Annotated in this window: 17 protein-coding genes; 11 read left to right on the top strand and 6 right to left on the bottom strand. The window is 65.1% G+C overall.

Going from position 1 to position 17,275, the window contains the following annotated elements; translation table 11 throughout:
* Positions 1-48: 48 nt before the first annotated feature.
* The 4 genes from allB (at position 49) to ACIBG0_RS19475 (ending at position 4,577) form a co-directional block, all read left to right on the top strand.
* Positions 49-1,428 carry an allantoinase AllB gene (allB, locus tag ACIBG0_RS19490; RefSeq protein ID WP_397034222.1) on the top strand — a complete coding sequence of 460 codons (1,380 nt, stop codon included), beginning with the start codon at positions 49-51 and terminating at the stop codon, positions 1,426-1,428.
* On the top strand, positions 1,425-2,591 hold the full coding sequence (alc, locus tag ACIBG0_RS19485) for an allantoicase (RefSeq protein WP_397034221.1): 1,167 nt from the start codon (positions 1,425-1,427) through the stop codon (positions 2,589-2,591). The genes allB and alc overlap by 4 nt, the downstream gene beginning before the upstream one ends.
* A 104-nt stretch (positions 2,592-2,695) precedes the next feature.
* The gene (locus ACIBG0_RS19480; RefSeq protein WP_397034219.1) at positions 2,696-3,622 is read left to right on the top strand and encodes a DMT family transporter; all 927 of its coding nucleotides are present in this window, start codon (positions 2,696-2,698) and stop codon (positions 3,620-3,622) included.
* A gap of 352 nt (positions 3,623-3,974) precedes the next feature.
* Positions 3,975-4,577, top strand: a complete 603-nt coding sequence (locus ACIBG0_RS19475) for a TIGR03086 family metal-binding protein (RefSeq protein ID WP_397034218.1) — start codon at positions 3,975-3,977, stop codon at positions 4,575-4,577.
* A gap of 162 nt (positions 4,578-4,739) precedes the next feature.
* On the opposite strand, the gene ACIBG0_RS19470 is transcribed toward ACIBG0_RS19475, so the two are convergent.
* On the bottom strand, positions 4,740-5,912 hold the full coding sequence (locus ACIBG0_RS19470) for a cytochrome P450 (protein ID WP_397034216.1): 1,173 nt from the start codon (positions 5,910-5,912) through the stop codon (positions 4,740-4,742).
* A 111-nt stretch (positions 5,913-6,023) separates the two neighbouring features.
* Between ACIBG0_RS19470 and ACIBG0_RS19465 the strand changes: the two genes are divergently transcribed.
* On the top strand, positions 6,024-7,559 hold the full coding sequence (locus ACIBG0_RS19465; protein WP_397034214.1) for a DHA2 family efflux MFS transporter permease subunit: 1,536 nt from the start codon (positions 6,024-6,026) through the stop codon (positions 7,557-7,559).
* Positions 7,560-7,600: 41 nt separating this feature from the next.
* Here the strand turns inward: ACIBG0_RS19465 and ACIBG0_RS19460 are convergent, their stop codons facing one another.
* Both ACIBG0_RS19460 and ACIBG0_RS19455 read right to left on the bottom strand, forming a co-directional pair.
* The gene (locus ACIBG0_RS19460) at positions 7,601-8,386 is read right to left on the bottom strand and encodes an alpha/beta fold hydrolase (protein WP_397034212.1); all 786 of its coding nucleotides are present in this window, start codon (positions 8,384-8,386) and stop codon (positions 7,601-7,603) included.
* 11 nt (positions 8,387-8,397) lie between these two features.
* Entirely contained in the window at positions 8,398-8,829 is a 432-nt protein-coding gene (locus ACIBG0_RS19455) for an SRPBCC family protein (protein WP_397034210.1), read from the bottom strand.
* Positions 8,830-9,183: 354 nt separating this feature from the next.
* Here ACIBG0_RS19455 and ACIBG0_RS19450 point away from each other — a divergent pair, with 354 nt between their 5' ends.
* From ACIBG0_RS19450 to ACIBG0_RS19425, 6 genes are all read left to right on the top strand, one after another.
* Complete coding sequence (locus ACIBG0_RS19450) at positions 9,184-10,614, top strand: ATP-binding protein (RefSeq protein ID WP_397034208.1); 1,431 nt, start codon at positions 9,184-9,186, stop codon at positions 10,612-10,614.
* Positions 10,614-11,042, top strand: coding sequence for a roadblock/LC7 domain-containing protein (locus tag ACIBG0_RS19445; protein ID WP_397034206.1), 429 nt, complete (start codon positions 10,614-10,616; stop codon positions 11,040-11,042). The genes ACIBG0_RS19450 and ACIBG0_RS19445 overlap by 1 nt, the downstream gene beginning before the upstream one ends.
* The gene (locus tag ACIBG0_RS19440) at positions 11,039-11,389 is read left to right on the top strand and encodes a DUF742 domain-containing protein (RefSeq protein WP_357472780.1); all 351 of its coding nucleotides are present in this window, start codon (positions 11,039-11,041) and stop codon (positions 11,387-11,389) included. Before ACIBG0_RS19445 ends, ACIBG0_RS19440 begins: the two co-directional genes overlap by 4 nt.
* Positions 11,364-11,969 (top strand): ATP/GTP-binding protein, encoded by a 606-nt coding sequence (locus ACIBG0_RS19435; RefSeq protein WP_040689533.1) that lies wholly within the window; start codon positions 11,364-11,366, stop codon positions 11,967-11,969. Before ACIBG0_RS19440 ends, ACIBG0_RS19435 begins: the two co-directional genes overlap by 26 nt.
* Before the next feature lie 152 nt (positions 11,970-12,121).
* Positions 12,122-13,219 (top strand): cytochrome P450, encoded by a 1,098-nt coding sequence (locus ACIBG0_RS19430; RefSeq protein ID WP_397034204.1) that lies wholly within the window; start codon positions 12,122-12,124, stop codon positions 13,217-13,219.
* An 8-nt stretch (positions 13,220-13,227) separates the two neighbouring features.
* On the top strand, positions 13,228-14,457 hold the full coding sequence (locus ACIBG0_RS19425; RefSeq protein WP_397034202.1) for a cytochrome P450: 1,230 nt from the start codon (positions 13,228-13,230) through the stop codon (positions 14,455-14,457).
* Positions 14,458-14,512: 55 nt separating this feature from the next.
* Here the strand turns inward: ACIBG0_RS19425 and ACIBG0_RS19420 are convergent, their stop codons facing one another.
* From ACIBG0_RS19420 to ACIBG0_RS19410, 3 genes are all read right to left on the bottom strand, one after another.
* Positions 14,513-15,457 carry a hypothetical protein gene (locus ACIBG0_RS19420; protein ID WP_397034200.1) on the bottom strand — a complete coding sequence of 315 codons (945 nt, stop codon included), beginning with the start codon at positions 15,455-15,457 and terminating at the stop codon, positions 14,513-14,515.
* Positions 15,458-15,516: 59 nt separating this feature from the next.
* Positions 15,517-15,729, bottom strand: coding sequence for a hypothetical protein (locus tag ACIBG0_RS19415; protein WP_397034199.1), 213 nt, complete (start codon positions 15,727-15,729; stop codon positions 15,517-15,519).
* A gap of 350 nt (positions 15,730-16,079) precedes the next feature.
* A complete protein-coding gene (locus ACIBG0_RS19410) occupies positions 16,080-17,267 on the bottom strand; it encodes a DUF3558 family protein (RefSeq protein WP_397034197.1) in 1,188 nt (395 codons plus the stop codon).
* Positions 17,268-17,275: the final 8 nt, after the last annotated feature.

Below are 17,275 nucleotides of genomic sequence, written 5' to 3'. Positions count from 1 at the left end.
CAACGACATTCGACGGGAGATTCCGATGATTTCCGATGGAGTTGTGTGATGCGGAAGAACTCCGAGATCCAGACGATCGCACCGGTCCCCACACAATTGGACCTGGTGATCCGCGCGGAGCGGATCATCGGGACGACGAGGGAGGCCGGCGGCTCGATCGGCGTGCGCAACGGCCGGATCGTGGCGATCGAGCCGCTGGATTCCATCCTGACCGCGAAAACGATCGTCGAACTGGCCGCCGACGAGGTACTGCTGCCCGGCGTTGTGGATGCGCACGTGCACGTCAACGATCCCGGCCGCACCGAATGGGAGGGTTTCCCGAGCGCGACGAAGGCGGCCGCGGCAGGTGGTGTCACCACCATTATCGATATGCCGCTCAACAGCATTCCGCCGACCTGCGATCTTGCCGCACTCGAGGTGAAACGCAAGACCGCGCAGGATCGGGTGCACGTCGATGTCGGCTTCTGGGGCGGAGCGATCCCCGGAAATGTGGCGGATCTGCGGCAGCTGAACGACGCAGGTGTATTCGGCTTCAAATGTTTTCTGCTGCACTCCGGCGTCGACGAGTTCGCGGCACTGGACGCTGCTCAGCTGGAACTGGCCATGCGGGAGATCCGCTCGTTCGACGGTCTGCTCATCGTGCACGCGGAGGACGCGCACGCCATCGAACATGCACCGATTCCCCGGGGGGACAAGTACTCCGGCTTTCTGCGTTCGCGCCCGCGCGGTGCGGAGAACTTGGCCGTCGCCCAGGTAATCGAATTGGCTAGATGGACCGGTTGCCGCGTGCACATTCTGCACGTGTCCAGTTCGGATGTGCTGCCGATGATCGCCTCGGCCCGCCGCGACGGCGTCCGGATCACCGCCGAGACCTGCCCGCACTACTTGTCGTTCGCCGCGGAGGAAATTCCGGACGGGGCGACACAATTCAAATGCTGTCCACCGATCCGAGAGAGCGGCAATCGCGAATTGCTCTGGGAAGGGTTGCGCGATGGCGCCATCGATATGGTGGTCTCGGACCACTCACCATCGACCGCCGACCTGAAATGCTTCGATACCGGCGACTTCGCCCGCGCTTGGGGCGGTATTTCCTCACTGCAGCTCGGACTTTCGGCCGTCTGGACCGAAGCGCGACTGCGCGGATTCACTCTGGTCGATGTCGCGCGATGGATGAGCCGAGCACCCGCCGAACACGCGGGCCTGCACCGCAAGGGCGCCATCGAGGTCGGCTACGACGCGGACTTCTGTGTCTTCGCACCCGATGACGCCTTCGTCGTCGACGTGCATCGCCTGCACCACAAGAACGCCGTCACACCGTACGCGGCCCGCCCACTCGCGGGTGCGGTCCGCGGTACCTGGTTGCGCGGCAACCGAATCGATATCGATGACGAGCCGCAGGGGCGGCTCCTGGCCCGAGGAGAAGTATGACCGATCAATCCGCCCCCGCCTTCACCCGACTACCCGATCTGGCCTCCCGCGCGCTCGCGGGCAGCGTTGTCTACGCCAATGATGAGTTGTTCGCCGAGCGGGAGAACCTGATCCGACCCGGCCGTGCGGTTTTCAGCACCGAGGACTTCGGCCACAAGGGCAAAACCTACGACGGCTGGGAAACGCGACGTCGGCGCGAGACCGGCAATGACCACGCGGTCGTCCGGCTCGGTGTACCGGGCCGGGTGCACGGTGTCGTCGTCGACACTTCCTGGTTCATCGGCAATTTCCCGCCCTTCGCCTCGGTCGAGGCGACGAGTGTGGAGGGGCAGCCGTCCCCGGCCGAACTGCAGCAGGCGGAATGGGTGACATTGGTCGCGAAGTCGGATATCGCGGGCAATACCGACAACTTCTTCGAGGTCACCGACGAGCGCCGCTTCACCCATATCCGGCTCTCGATCTACCCGGACGGCGGCGTTGCCCGCTTCCGTGTCCACGGAACGCCGCTGCCCGATCCCCGTTTCCTCAGTGGCACAGTCGATCTCGCCGCCCTGGAACACGGCGGTGACGTGGTCGACTGCTCCGATATGTTCTTCTCCGCACCGACCAATATCCTGCTGCCAGGCCGTTCGCGGCAGATGGACGAGGGCTGGGAGGGTGCGCGTCGGCGCGATGCGGGCAATGATCATGTCACAGTGCGGTTGGGGGCGCGGGGGACGATTCGGCGCGTGGAGATCGACACCTCGAATTATGTCGGCAATGCGCCGGGTTGGGCGGTGCTGCGTGGGACGGATGCCGATTCCGGTGCGAATCTGGATGATCCGTCGACATGGACCGAATTGCTGCCACGCACGCGGCTGCAGCCGGATGCGCGTCACTTCTTCCGGATCGGAGTCGGCGCACCGGTCACCCACGTCCGGCTCGATGTGTACCCCGACGGCGGCGTGGCCCGGTTGCGGGTCCACGGCGAGATCGATCCGGAGACCTTGGTAAGCAACACCATCGCGTGGCTCGCAGCCCTGCCCGAAGCGCACGCACTGCAGGTACTCACCGGCGATGGTGGGCTGTCCCGCGACGAAGCGCGGAAGCTGCTGGCGCAATTCCCCTGTGCGAGCCCCGAGGCGGTGCCGTCGCCAGTAATCGAGGCGTTGCTCGCGTTGTAGTCGCTGGTCGAAGGACGATCGGAGCTCCCGATTACCCGTCCGACCGGCTTGTCCGCGTCCGAAAACCGCTGGAACTTGTCGATCGGCTGATCTAGGTTCGGCCCATGGTGCGTGCGAATGGGTCGGTCGAGCGGCAAGCCATTGCCGCAGCCGCCGTGACGGTGGTCCTGTGGGCTTCGGCCTTCGTGTTCATTCGCAGTGCGGGACACGACTTCTCGCCGGGCGCGCTGGCGCTCGGGCGATTGCTCGCCGCATCGATCACGCTGGTGACGGTGCTTTTCATCCGGGGTGAGGGCCTGCCGCCGCGGGCCGCATGGCCGGGCATCGTCACCTCCGGGGTGTTGTGGTTCGGCGTCTACATGGTGGCGTTGAACTGGGGTGAGCGCAATGTCGACGCGGGGACCGCCGCGATGGTCGTCGGCATCGGTCCGGTGCTGATCGCGGTGCTCGGCGGAGTGATCCTGCGGGAAGGGTTTCCGGTCCGGCTGATGATCGGGCTGGTCGTGTCGTTCGCCGGAACCATCGTCGTCGGAGTATCGACATCCGATGGCGGCGGCGCGGCGGTGCTCGGTGTCGTACTGTGCCTGCTGGCGGCTGTCGTCTGGGCCGCATCGACCATTGCGCAGAAACCGGCGCTCGCGACCGCATCAGCATTGCAGGTGGTCACCTTCGGCTCGGTCATCGGAACTGTCGCGTGCTTGCCGTTCTCGTGGCAATTGGTGATCGAGGCCGCCGACGCACCGCTGTCGTCCACCCTGAGCTTGGTGTACCTCGGCGTCTTCCCGACGGCTTTGGCTTTCACCACTTGGGCCTACGCACTTGCCCGCACTACTGCCGGAAAGATGGGCGTGACCACCTATGCGGTCCCGGCGCTCGTCGTGCTGATGTCGTGGCTCGCGCTCGACGAGGTGCCCGGCGCACCTACCATCCTCGGCGGTGTCCTTTGCCTGACTGGTGTCGCCGTTACGCGGTCCCGGTCGCGCGTTACTGCGTCCGTTGATCCGGAGGCGGCCGAACCTGCTCCGCGCTGAGGGTATGTACCAGCCCTGTGTGGCCGTCACTCGGTCCGAGTTGCGCGTTTATTGCGTCTGTCGATGCGGAGGTGGCCGAACCCGCTCCGCGCTGAGGGCATGTGCCAGGCCTGTGTCGCCGTCACTCGGTCCACTCGCGCCTTATCGCGTCCGTTGATCCGGAGGTGGCCGAACCCGCTCCGCGCTGAGGGCATGTGCCAGGCCTGTGTCGCCCCTACTCGGTCCACTCGCGCCTTATCGCGTCCGTTGATCTGGAGGCCGCCGATCCGCTCCTCGCTGAGGGCATCGGTGTAGTCGGCCGAGTTGCGCGTTCCGCGTTGTGCGCGGCGGTCGCGGAGCAGAATCGACAGGCGTGAATACCGTTGACCCAACCGTGGACCTGTTGGACCGCGCATTGACCCAGATGGGTGCGGTCATCGCGGCGATTCGGCCCGAGCAGGCGACGCTGGCGACACCCTGTGTCGGCTGGGATGTGCAGGCGCTCGTGCGACATGTCATCGCGCAGAGCCTGCGGAACTTCCTGGCTTCGGCGCGCGGCGAGATGGCCGATTGGGGGGCGCCGCCCGCCGAGTTGAGTGCGAATTGGGCGGCGGAGTACCGCTCGGCCGCCGCGCCCGTCCTGGATGTCTGGCATCACGCGGACCTGGAACGCCCGGTTCCGCTGCCGGGCGGCGCCGAAGCGCCGCTGCGCAGCCGAGCCGACCAGCAGATCACCGAATTGGCCATGCACGCCTGGGATCTCGCCCGCGCGACCGACCAGACCATCGACCTCGACCAGGAAGTCGCCGAGTACGGACTTGCCTGGTCGCACAAGATGCTGCGCCCGGAATTCCGTGGCCCGGATAAGGCTTTCGACCTCGAGGTGCCCGTACCGCCTGACGCTCCCGCCTACGATCGGCTAGCGGGATGGTTCGGCCGGGATCCGTCTTGGAAGTCGCCGGGGCCGCAGGACTGATCGGTAGCCACCCCGAAGCTCGGGAGCACTCGCCTCGGCGGTCTCGACCGCGCCGACGGGGCACCCACGGCGAGGTCGTCGGCGCCTCGCGACGAATACCGTGTTGCGGATGGGGCAGAACGCGCAGAAGATCCCGGCGACTGAGAAGCGCTGCTCGTCGAGCTATCGAGGCAACACGACAGGCAAAACGAGCGGCCCACGGTGCCGAAAACCTGAGCGCCACTGGATATCTCGCGGATCACACGCAAGCGTCGGGGCCCGGCCGTCCAGTAACAGCGTCTCCAGCACGGCTCCGGAGATGGTCCGAACCAAAGCGGTGCCGAGGCATGTATGTCCGCCGTGCCCAAGTCCCAACTGCGGATTATTGCTGCGTGTGAGGTCGAGATCGTCCGGATTTTCGAAGATGTCCGGATCGCGGTTTGCCGACGCCAGGCACAGCAGCACCGTGTCACCAGAACAGATGGTGCGCCCCGCGATATCGAGTTCGGTGCTGGCGAATCTCGGCCCGGAAACCACCTGCGGCGATAGGTAGCGCAACAGTTCGTCCACCGCCGGTCGGGTATCGGACATGGTGCGCAGCACCGCGAGTTGATCCGGGTGAGTGAGCAGCGCCAGTGCGGATCCGGCGATCAGGTCGACGAGCACTTCGTACCAGACGAACAGCAGATAGAAGATCATCGAGGCCAGCTCGTGCGCACTCGGCGAACCGGTCTCGGTACTCGAACGCACCAGCCGCCCGAGCACAGTGTCGCCCCGCGCCCCCTCGATGGTCGCGATGACGATGGAGCGCATGGTCGTCAGCGTGTCACGAGCCCGCGGGGGAGTAGCGCTCGGCAGCAATGTCGAACGCGCCCAACGTAATAACGCCTCGCGCTCCGGTGCGGCCAACCCGAGCAACTCGCCGAGCACAGTCGCGGGCAGCCCAACGGCGAACCGATCGATGAGATCGATCGTGACGCCTGTCTCCACCTCCGCCAGACCAGCCGACACCAATGCCGGCGCGGTGTGCGCCCATTCGGCGAGCCGTCGCGGCGACAACTCGGCGGTGACCGCCCGCCGCAACCGAGCATGGTCGGCCGGTTCGCTCTCCAGGAATCCGAGGTCCAACGGTGCGGGCACCACGAATCCGCGGTAGTCCGTCTCCCCGGCATAGCGCGGCTGGGTGCAGAGCCGATTGTCGAGCAGTCCGGCCCGGACATCGGCGAACCGGGTAACCAGCCAGGCGGGCGGGCCGTCGGGTGTCCGTACCCGATGCACCCCGCCGTCCGCACGCAATCGCCGCAGCATGGGCCATGGATTCGCGGCGAACTCGGCATCGAAGATCTGCGAAGTCACGTCGGCCATCATCCGGCTCCGCTACCCCCGCGAGATCATGGCAGACCCCAGGTGTGGCGAAGGTCGCAGAATAGGCTGGTGATTTGGTCGCTGAGGTGCAAGGCTTAAGCGGTGACACATCCTCCGGATACCACGTCGGCCGCAGCGGATCCCGCGACTGACAAGCTCGACATCGCGGTTTTCAAGGTGGCAGGGGTGGTCGTGCTCGGCGCGATCATGTCGATCCTGGACATCACCGTTGTAACCGTCGCGATCCCCAAATTCCAGAACGAGTTCCACACCACCACCGCGATCGCGGCCTGGTCGATGACCGGCTACACCCTCGCGCTGGCCAGCGTCATCCCGCTGACCGGTTGGGCGGCGGACCGGTTCGGCACCAAACGGCTGTACATGCTCGCGCTGACGCTGTTCGTGCTCGGCTCGGTGCTGTGCAGCCAGGCCTGGAGTATGGAGACGCTGATCGCCTTCCGCGTTGTCCAGGGTCTCGGCGGCGGCATGCTGATGCCGCTCGGCATGACGATCATGACCCACGCGGCCGGTCCGCAACGCGTCGGGCGGGTGATGGCGGTGCTCGGGGTGCCGATGCTGCTCGGCCCGATCTGCGGTCCGATCCTGGGCGGTTGGTTGATCGACAGCTACGGCTGGAAGTGGATCTTCCTGATCAATGTTCCGGTCGGTGTCATCGCACTTGTACTCGCCTTCATCGTGTTCCCCGCGGATAATCCGGAGCCGTCGGAATCCTTCGACTTCCTCGGCATGCTGCTGGCCTCGCCGGGGCTTGCGCTGTTCCTGTTCGGCGTCTCCTCGATTCCAGGTGAGGGCACGGTCATCGCGGCCAAGGTGCTCATACCGGCAGCCATCGGTCTGGTGCTCATCGTGTTGTTCGTCCTGCACGCGCTGCGCACCGAACATCCGCTGATCGATCTGCACCTGTTCCGCAACCGGTCGCTGACCTTCGCGGTGCTGACCATGGTGCTGTTCGCGACCGCCTTCTTCGGCGCGGGCTTGCTGCTGCCGACCTATTTGCAGCAGGTGCGCGGCGAAACGGCCATGGCGGCCGGTTTGCTGATGGTCCCGCAGGGCCTCGGCGCGATGTTGACGATGCCAATCGCGGGTCGACTGGTCGACAAGATCGGACCGGGCAAGATCGTGATGACCGGTATCTCGCTGATCTCACTCGGCACGCTGTTCTTCGTGCAGCTGAAGTCGGATACGTCGTATCCGTTCATGTTGGGCGCACTGTTCGTGATGGGCCTCGGCATGGGCTGCACCATGATGCCGACCATGACGGCGGCGATCCAGACGCTGACTCACCAGCAGGTCGCGCGTGGTACGACGCTGATGAACATCATCAACCAGTCCGCCGGGTCGATCGGCACCGCTACGATGTCGGTGGTGCTCAGCAGCCTGCTGAACCAGCATCCGTTCGCCAAGCCCGCGATCGCGTCGAACTATGATCCCTCGATCGCGGCGAAGTTGCCGCCCGGTGCGGTCGAGACCGGATTGAGCCAGGCCGCGACGGCATTCAGCCACACCTACATCGTGGCGGTGGTGCTCATGGTGCTGACCCTGGTGCCTGCGGCATTCCTGCCGCGGACCAAGCCGCAGCTGCCCGAAGTCGCGGACGCACCCGCGCTGGTGCATTAGTCGCAGGGTCCGAGTTCGCCTGTGCGCCAGGCGAACTCGGACTACGGACGGTTCGCGTCCAGGAATTCCCGGACGAGAGGGCTTGCGATGCTTCGGAATTCGTCGAAGTAGGCGTGCCGAGCCCCGGGGATCCATCTCAGCCGCGCACCCGGAATCCGTTCTGCGAGTAACGGTGCGTTTGCCGCTGGATTGAACAGGTCCTCGGTCCCGTGCACGATCAGCGTCGGAACCGTGATATCGGCGAGCACATCCCATGCGTCGTGTCTATTACTCGCGTAGAGATGTCTGCGCTTCGCGTAGGCGGGCATGCTCGCATCGCCGAGCGTGTTGAACGGGCCCGCGGAGCTCGCCAGAAACTCCCGGGTGTACATCAGTTCCAACAGCGCCTGCCGCGCCGCCGCCGGATCGGGCTGGGCCAGTGACCTGCGCACCTCCGCGCCCCGCTCGACAGCGTGGCGACCACCCGGTGACGTGCAGCCGAGCACCAGCGTATGCACCCGATCGGGGAACCGGGCGGCCAGCCACTGCGCGACTCGACCACCCATGGACGTGCCGTACACCGCGGCCTGTTCGATGCCGAGTTCGTCGAGCACCGCGACCGCGTCCTCGGCGAATCCGAGGGTGCTGTACGGGATATCCGGTTTATCGCTGTCACCGGTCCCGCGATAGTCCAGTGAGACGGTGCGGTAAGCGGTCTCGAAGTCGGCGCGAACGCCATCCCACCAATGGTGGTTATTGGCCTGCCCGGTGAGCAGCAGCAGCGGCGGGCCGGCGCCACCGGTCTGATAGGCGATCCGGGCACCGTCCGCGGCCTCGGCATGTGGCACGTCGAACTCCCTCAGCTGTAGAGCGCGACGAAACGCTCCAACGAGCGCTCGATATCGCCCTTCAACGCCCGCGCCACCCCGGAACCGATCGGACCGAACAGCGGTGCGCCGCCCAGATCGATATCGACGGTGACCTCCGAGCCCGCGTCTTTCGTGGCGACCAGCAGTTCCAGCTTGAATTTGGTACCGCCCCTGCCCGCACCGCTCAATGCGAGCCGGCGCGGCGGTTCAGCGGCCTTGACCGTCCAGGTGACCCGATTACGCAGTCCCTTGACCGATGCGACGCCGACCAATTGGGTACCGACGGTCAGTTCGGCGGGCACCTCGCTGCGCCACGCTTCGTGCATGAGGAGCCATTTGTCGAGTCCGGCTAGATCGGAGGTATGTGACCAGGCCTCCTGCGGGGGAATCGGCACGTCGACGGACACCTTCAGCTTTGCCATTCGCGCATAGTATCCGGTACCCGCGGTTCGCTATTTATGGCATTCGGTCATACCGATCGGGCAGTACCCGAAATGCGATGGGGGCACCGGCGGTTCGAGGAATCAGAATGTGGTCCTCGGATCGAGAGAGACTTCTCCGCGATGCTGCTACTGTGGGCGGGTCGTCGGGTGCCGAGCTACTATTCGGCTCGATCCGGGCGGTCGGTGATCTTCGAATCGCTTGCCGTGCGGGCACTCTGGGGTTGGTGCCGGTGTCGATGTGGCCGCATTCGACGAATGTTGATCCTGGTCGGCGTCGCGAGGAAGGCGAGACAACGCGCAGTGACTCCGGCTGTCGCAACGACGAGAGAGCTGATGAATCAAGATATCGCCGTGGTGCTTTCATGGATCCTCGCCCCCGCTCTCATTATTGCCGTGGCGGCGGCGTTGTATGTAGCGCAATACGCGAAACAACAGAAGATCCGCGCCGACGCCCTCAATAGAGCTAATCGGGCGCAGGAGGAAACCCTCGAGCACTTCGCCGGCCAGACACTGCCGGCGATGACCGAGGCGGTGCGCCGTTTCGAGGCACCGGTTTCGGCCATCGAGGTGCCGACGGGTCAGGAGAATTCCCGGTTCGTCCAGTGCCTGCAATGGATTTCCGAGCGGTACGCCGATGATCTGCGCCTGGTGCAGTCGGAGGCGCACGAGCAGGCCGCGCGCGAAGCCGAGGAAAAGGCGCAGCAGGCGATCAAGGCTACCGAGGAGAGCACTCGAGCCGAGATCGAATCCGCCTCGCGGGCCGCGACCAGTGCGGCGGTGCGCTCCTTCGGCACCTCCGTGGTCAGCCTCGGCGCGGATGTCAGTCAGGTGGTGAGCGCCGCGCTGCGCGAGCACCGCGACGACGAGGTCTACGCCACCCTGACTCGCATCGACCACACCGTGCAGCAGATGCTGCGGCAGGCGCAGTCGTATGTGATCGTCTGTGGTGGTCTGCCGGGTCGGCGCTGGCCGGCGCAGTCGCTCACCGATGTGGTCGGCGGCGCGATCGGGCGTGTGCGTGACTACCTGCGGGTGCGGGCCAACCAGCTCGACCGCATCGTCATCAGCCGTGCGGTGGAACCGCTCGTGCACACCCTGGCCACGCTGCTCGACAATGCGCTGCGCTACTCCCCGCCGACGTCTTATGTGGATGTGACCTTCCAGGAGGGCCACCACGGCGTCACCGTCATCATCGACGATGCCGGTGTGCGGATGAACGCGGAGCAGATGGAGGAGGCCAGGCAGGTGCTCGCCAATGAGCGCCCGATCGACATCCACCAGCTCGGCCCGTCCCCCCGCGTCGGTTTCCCCGGCATCGCGGCGCTGGCCCGGCGCTACGGCTTCACCGTCTACATCGATGGCCCGAACGTCTATGGCGGTATGCGGGCGATGGTCTACATCCCCGAGGCGCTGCTCGTCACCGCGGTGACGAACGCCGAACCGGCCGTTCCCGCCGTCACCCCGGCCCCGGAACCCGTGCCGACCACTGCAGCCGAGGATAAGCCCTTCGAGTTATCCCCGGTTCCGGTCTTGGCCGGGGTGGGCGAACAACCCGCCGAGAACGAGGAGTTCGCTGTGCACGAGATCACCAGTGGCGGCCTACCGAAGCGACGCCGTCGGGCGGTGTCTTCGGTGCCCGCGCAGACCGGCACCGAATCCGAAGCGGGACAGGCTCGTCCCGAAATAGCCTCCGCCTGGCAGATGGGTTCCAAGAGCGGCCGTGAGGCTGCTGCATCCGATAACAGCGAAGGGATGTCATCCTGATGAGCACACCGGTGACCGACAGCAGCAATAGGCTGGGTTGGCTACTCGAGGATCTCAGCAATGTTCCCGGCGTCCGGTTCGCGGTGCTGCTGTCCGACGACGGACTGCGGATCGCGCACTCCGACGGTGTCAATAAGGATGATGCCGAGCGTTTCGCCGCGGCGGCCTCGGGTCTGCGCTCCCTAGGTAAAGCGCTCGGCGAATTCTGTGGTGGTCTCGACAATGGTGTGCGTCAGAATATGACCGAATACGACCAGGGCATGATCCTCATCACCGCGGCGGGTGAAGGTGCGCTGCTCGGTGTTTCGACGACGGCCGAGACCGATATCGGGCTGGTCGCGCACCGCATGAATGAACTCGCCGGGCGGGTCGGGCACGAGTTAGGCGCCCAGCCGCGCGGAAGGGTTGAGGGCGGCTTGACGTCATGACGAGGTCCCGGCGAGACCCCGACTTGGTCCGGGCCTATGTGCGCACCGGGGGGCGAATCCGTCCCAGTCGTGATTTGGACCTGGTCACCCTGGTCGTCGCCGCCAAAGATCCGGCACCTGGTGCGACACCCGATGCGCGCCAGGTGCTGAACCTGTGCAGCCGTCGCAGTGCGCTGTCCATTGCCGAGATCGCCGCCTATCTCGACCTGCCGCCATCCGTGGTGAAGATCGTCGTCGCCGATCTGCTGGACAGCGACCACCTGGCCACTCCGACCCCGGCCGAAGTCATGCCGGAGATCACCCTGCTCGAGGAGGTACTCAATGGGCTCCGCGCTCTCCCGGCCTGAGCGCACTGTCGACTATGTGCCGGAGACCGTGACCCGGTCGGTAAAGCTCTTGGTGGCAGGCAATTTCGGCGTCGGCAAAACGACATTCGTGAACAGCGTTTCGGAGATCCGGCCCCTGCGCACGGAGGAGACGATCACCGAGGCCAGTGTCGGCGTCGACGATATGGCCGGGTTACCCGGCAAATCGCAGACGACCGTGGCGATGGATTTCGGTCGCATTACGCTGAATCCCACACTCGCGCTGTACCTTTTCGGGACGCCGGGGCAACGGCGTTTCGTCCCACTGTGGGAGGAATTGGCGCGCGGTGCGCTCGGCGCCCTGGTCCTGGTGGACACCCGGCGCATCGAGAAGGCCGATGAGGTGCTGTCCGTGCTCGAGGAGCGCGGAGTGCAGTATTCGGTCGCGGTCAACCAGTTCGAAGGCGCCAAGCGCTATCCGCTCGAAGAGATCCGGGACGCACTGGATCTCGCGCCGGATACTCCGCTCACCTCGCTCGACGCGCGTCAGCGCAGCACCTGTCTGCGGTCGCTGATCACGCTCGTCGAGTTCCTATTCCATCGCCAGGAGTCCCGGAAGTAACCGACGCATTGCACAAAGCTACAAACCAGCCCGGCCCCGCGTTCGGGTCGCCGATCGATACCGACGGCCCGCGCGTACCGCTCTACTCAGAGGAGTTCGCCGCAGATCCGCACCGCGCGTACCGGGAAATGCGCAGCCAGTATGGATCTCTGGTGCCGATCGAGCTATCGCCCGGTGTACCCGCCACTTTGGTGATCGGCTATCACACCGCGATCCGAATCCTGAACGATCCCGACCACTTTCCGGCGGATCCACGCACTTGGCAGCAAAATATTCCCGGTGAATGTCCGGTGCTACCGATGCTGGAATGGCGGCCGAATGCCTTGCGTAGCGCGGGAAACGAGCATTTGCGCTATCGGCAGGCGAATGCGGCCAGCCTCGGCGACATCGATCTGCACGCATTGCATGCCATCGTCGAGGAGGTCGCCGTCCCGCTGATCAATGCCTTCTGCGGTGACGGCGCGGCCGATCTGATCAGCCAGTACGCATTTCCGCTCAGCTTCCAGGTGCTGAATGTGATGCTCGGCTGCCCGGCGGAGATCGGCCAGCAGGTCGCCACCGGGATGGCGGCGATCTTCGAGGGTGTCAATGCCGATAAGGGCAATGCGATGCTCACCGACGCGCTGTTCGAACTCGTCACGCAGAAGCGCAGCGTGCCCGGCGACGACATCACCTCGCGGCTGATCGCGCATTCGGCCGCGCTCTCGGATGAGGAGATGATCCACCAACTCGTCACCGTCTACGGCGCGGGCATCGAACCGCAGCAGAATCTGATCACCAACACTCTGCTGCTGATGATGACCGACGACCGGTTCGCTGGCAGCGTGCACGGCGGAAGTCTTTCCACCCGTGACGCACTCGACGAAGTGCTGTTCACCGACCCGCCGATGGCGAACTACTGTGTCTCCTATCCGAGACAGCCGATCCTGATCGACGGCGTCTGGCTGCCCGCGCATCAGCCAGTCGTGATCAGCATGGCCGGATGCAATAACGATCCCGCCATCGGCGTTAGCGAATTCGGACCCAACCGTTCGCATCTGGCGTGGAGTGTGGGTCCGCATTCCTGCCCGGCGCGCTCGGTCGCCTATCTCATCGTCCAGGACGCCATCGACCAATTGCTCGACGCACTCCCCGAAATGCGTTTGGCAACAGAGCCTGAACAACTCAGCTGGCGCCCGGGTCCGTTCCATCGGGCCCTCGTATCCCTGCCCGTCACCTTTCCCGAATCCCCTCCGCTAACCATGCTTTAAGGAGATCTGTGGCGCAACAACCTATAACCCTGGATCTGACGGGAACCGATATCCAGGGCGAATCCGCACGCCTGCGTGAGCGTGGTCCGGTGGCGCTGGTGGAATTGCCCGCCGGTGTGCGGGCCTGGTCGGTGACCGATGCCGGATTGCTCAAGAAGCTGCTTATCGACGCGCGGGTGTCCAAGGATGCGAGCCAGCACTGGCCCGCCTTCATCAATGGCGAGATTCCGCAGGACTGGCCGCTTTTCCTGTGGGTCGCGGTGAACAATATGTTCACCGCCTACGGTGCGGACCACAAGCGACTGCGCAAGTTGGTCGCGCCCGCATTCACCCATCGGCGCACCGAGGCGATGCGCGGGCAGATCGAGCGGATCACCGAGGAACTGCTCGCCGAACTCGCGAGGACGCCGGTGGGCGAACCGGTCGATCTGCGTGAGGGTTTCGCGTATCCGCTGCCGATCCAGGTCATTTCCGAATTGATGGGTGTGCCCGAGGAACTCAACCCGGGCTTGCGCACATGCGTCGACGGCATTTTCGACACCTCACTGGGGCCGGAGGAGTCGCAGGCGAACTATATGGAGATGTATCGGATCCTCGGTGAATTGGTGGCGTTTCGGCGCGACCATCCCGGCGACGATATGACCAGTCTGCTGATCTCGCACCGCGACGAGGACGACGGATCCCAGCTCACCGAGCAGGAGCTGATCGATACGCTGTTGCTGGTCATCAGTGCCGGGCACGAGACCACGGTCAACCTGCTCGACCAAGCGATCTTCGCCCTGCTGACCAATCCGGAGCAGCGCGTGGCGCTGGTCGAGGAACGGGCGACCTGGGCCGATCTGGTCGAGGAGGCGCTGCGGTTCGAGGCGCCGGTCGCACATCTACCGCTGCGGTTCGCGGTCGACGATATCGAGATCGATGGGGTGCATATCGCCAAGGGTGAGCCGATTCTCGCGTCCTACGCGGCGGCCAACCGTGATCCGAAACTGCACGGTGACACCGCCGATCAATTCGATGTGTCGCGAGACAGTAAGGACCACTTGGCTTTCGGGTACGGCGTGCACCATTGCTTAGGTGCGCCGTTGGCTCGGCTCGAGGCACTGGTGTCGTTGCCCGCGATCTTCGCGCGATTTCCGAATATGCGGCTGGCGGCGGATCTGTCCGAGTTGGGGACGGTGGTCAGCTTCATCTCCAATGGGCATGCCAGGCTGCCGGTTACGCTGAATTACTCCACCTGAAAAGCCGGGCCCCCTTCCGATTTCGATCGGGAGGGGGTTCGTGCCCTTCCCGGGGTCAGCGCAAGGCAGCGATGCGGCCCTGTTTCCGGGCTTGGGCCAGTCCGCGCCGGGCCATCAATCCATTGGCCAGCAACAGCAGTGTCTTGTTCGGGGGTGCGATGAAACCGGATTGGGTGTGGGGTGCGTAAGTCGCGTCGGTGCCGTCGATTTCGATCCAGCCGGTGTGCTGACGACATTCGAGGCCGACGAGTTGTGGGCGATAGGAGTGGGCGAGGATACCGGCGCGGCGGCCGCCCTGGGCGACTTCCGCTGGGACCGTGAGGTTTACGCCCGCCTCGCTCGATCCGGTGATATTCGTGGGTACCACGGCCGGATAGCCGTCGGACTGGCGGTAGGCGAGCAGGCAGTGCGGCAATTTCCTGGCGCGCGCGGCAGCCTTGGCGCTGTCCACGCGGGGGCCGGTGCCTTTGGCGGGCGGCTGCTGCGAATCAGCGGTGGTGGGCAGCGGTTCGCCGAACACCTCAGGTTCGCCGGTCGCATCCGGATTCGCCCAGGTGATGATTCGGGTGACCGCAACCGTCACCACAACTCTGTCGGTGTAATAGGCGCTGAGCCAGCGATCCCAGAAGCGACCGCGTCGCGGTGCGCCCATATAGGGCGTCGCCTGCTCGGCGCGGCGATCGAGGGCATCCTGGTCGGGCTGGGCGTCGAAACTCGCGATGCCCTGCACCAGCACGAAGCTCTGGTTGTGCTGATCGCCCAGACCATGCTCACGCGCGTGATACGCGAGCGCGACCTTCGGCTCCCGTTTGATCCGCTCCAATTTGCGCCCGAAGCCGAGCGAGGTCGTGAACCCCACCGTCCCCCGCTCTCGGTCGCGCATCCCGATCGGCGACACCGCCGTCACCACCGCCCCACCGGCCGGAGTGATATAGGCCAATCCGGCGGTGAGATCACCACGCAAGACATCATCGATTTCGTCCGGCCAGGTAACTGCCATGCGCCGCAGGTTAGTCCCCTTGTCGGTGCGATATGCCGCGAATGCGCAACTGACGCACGTCATCGGTCGACGACGGCGCCCTGGCCCATTTCCGGAAATCGGTCGCGCAGCAGTTCCAGGCACCGGCGCACCTCGCGTAGGTCGCGCTCCAGCAACCGTGCCTCGGTGCTCGCGCCGGGTAGCCCGCGCCTGGTCAGGTGTGGCCGCAGTGCCGCGGCCAGGGACTCGGCTTCCGCGGTGAGTAATTCGTAAAAGACGCGTGCCTGTGCCACGTCGGATTCATCTCGCACTCGAGGCTCGGATCAGCGCGACCTGCCCGACGCCCACCGAGTAGTTCTCGATCCGTACATCTGGCAGACACGCATGATTCATATTCACCGGCGATCCCGGGTCGGTCAATCACCCGCACCGCCGCCCCTGGAGTGATTCGCAAGGTGTCGGGTCCGTGATCGAGCAGGCCTCGGTCGATGGGGTTGTGCACTCGGCCGATCGCGAACTCGATGGCGACGAGGTCGGTGGGGAGGGGGCCGTCGATCAGTAGACAGGCCACCCTTGGCCTGGCCGACGGGAGCCTCCGGGCCGTCCAGGTGGTCGCGTCAGCCAAAGACTTCGTGGCGAGAGGTTAGCCAGCGGCGCGCACCACCGCGGTGCTCAGAGCGTCGACGTGGGCGCAGGCGTCGGATGGCAGTGGTGGCCAGCTGCCGTCCGTCGGGTGATCGGGGTCGCCGTACTGGGCAAGAGGGACCGCGGTCCAATCGACCGCAAGCTTGATGAGATGGCCGTTCAGGCGGCCGTCGCTACTCGGCCGGTATGTGAGGCTGACGGCGCACCGGGACGGGACAGGGCCGTACACGTTCGATCGGAGGATGATGCCGTTCAACCCCGCTGCCTGGTAAGGGCCATTGCCGGGACTGGACGGTGCCTTCTGCTCGGTATCCATGCGGTATTCGAGATCGACCTGCAGGCTGTATTTCGCACCTGGCTGGGTGAAATTCAGTTGGCAGTAATACGGAGCGATCCAGCTGGTCGAGCTCGAGGTCCAATCGCTGTACTGAGCTTTTACCGCATCCGTGGCCGTGCAGGGATTCTTGCCGTACAGCACGGTCCCATCGGATGGTTTGTCGCGGGGTGTCAGGCTGTCCAGCCGATCGACGATTCTGCTGACATAATCCTTTGCTACAGCGCATTTTTCGGGCCATGGCGTCTTGTCCGGTGCGCCGTCGGCTGGAACTTTGCGCAACCGCATCCGGTGTGCGTAGCCGGTGTGCCCGGCAGGCACGTAGTAATAGCAGGTGTCGGGGAAGGTGGGATCATCGGACAGATGGGATCGGTAGATCGTGTGTCCGTTGACCGTTTCGACCTTGTCCTGCGCACGGTCCGTGTCCTCGTACACCTCGCCGAGTGACAGTTCGAACAGGTAGAGGCCAGCCTTCGAGTCGGGCTCGCCCACGTGATCGCCCACCCTGAGTTGGCACCCGGCGAGCCCCGGCCCCGCACGTGTCGCCGACTTCACCCCGAGATTCATCGATTTCAACGGTTCCGGGTCCAACATCGAGCACGGATCGGTGGCGCGGATCCTCGCCATCAGCGGCTCGGCGTCGGGGCCGGTGACGATGGTGTCGTGCTTGCCTACCGAATCCGCGGGCGCGGATGGCCCGGCGGTGGTGGATGGCGTGGAAGTCGTTGTTCCGGTTGCCTTGGTGCTGCTCGCCGCTACCGGGTGCCCGGCCGCATTCTTTCCGCAGCCGGTCGCCGCGCCCACGCAGAGGAGTGTCAGCGCGGCGGCTGTGGCCAAGGTACGTAGTGTCATTACATCCC

The sequence above is a fragment of the Nocardia sp. NPDC050630 genome, assembly GCF_044457245.1.
GTDB lineage: Bacteria > Actinomycetota > Actinomycetes > Mycobacteriales > Mycobacteriaceae > Nocardia.
This window is presented reverse-complemented; position numbering and strand designations above follow the sequence as displayed.

Bases quoted from the DNA above. Each gene is read 5' to 3' on its own strand.
- ACIBG0_RS19410 (WP_397034197.1), bottom strand. From the start codon at position 17,267: ATGACACTACGTACCTTGGCCACAGCCGCCGCGCTGACACTCCTCTGC.
- ACIBG0_RS19435 (WP_040689533.1), top strand. From the start codon at position 11,364: ATGGGCTCCGCGCTCTCCCGGCCTGAGCGCACTGTCGACTATGTGCCG.
- ACIBG0_RS19440 (WP_357472780.1), top strand. From the start codon at position 11,039: ATGACGAGGTCCCGGCGAGACCCCGACTTGGTCCGGGCCTATGTGCGC.
- ACIBG0_RS19445 (WP_397034206.1), top strand. From the start codon at position 10,614: ATGAGCACACCGGTGACCGACAGCAGCAATAGGCTGGGTTGGCTACTC.
- ACIBG0_RS19455 (WP_397034210.1), bottom strand. From the start codon at position 8,829: ATGGCAAAGCTGAAGGTGTCCGTCGACGTGCCGATTCCCCCGCAGGAG.
- ACIBG0_RS19480 (WP_397034219.1), top strand. From the start codon at position 2,696: ATGGTGCGTGCGAATGGGTCGGTCGAGCGGCAAGCCATTGCCGCAGCC.
- ACIBG0_RS19420 (WP_397034200.1), bottom strand. From the start codon at position 15,457: ATGGCAGTTACCTGGCCGGACGAAATCGATGATGTCTTGCGTGGTGAT.
- ACIBG0_RS19450 (WP_397034208.1), top strand. From the start codon at position 9,184: ATGAATCAAGATATCGCCGTGGTGCTTTCATGGATCCTCGCCCCCGCT.
- allB (WP_397034222.1), top strand. From the start codon at position 49: ATGCGGAAGAACTCCGAGATCCAGACGATCGCACCGGTCCCCACACAA.
- alc (WP_397034221.1), top strand. From the start codon at position 1,425: ATGACCGATCAATCCGCCCCCGCCTTCACCCGACTACCCGATCTGGCC.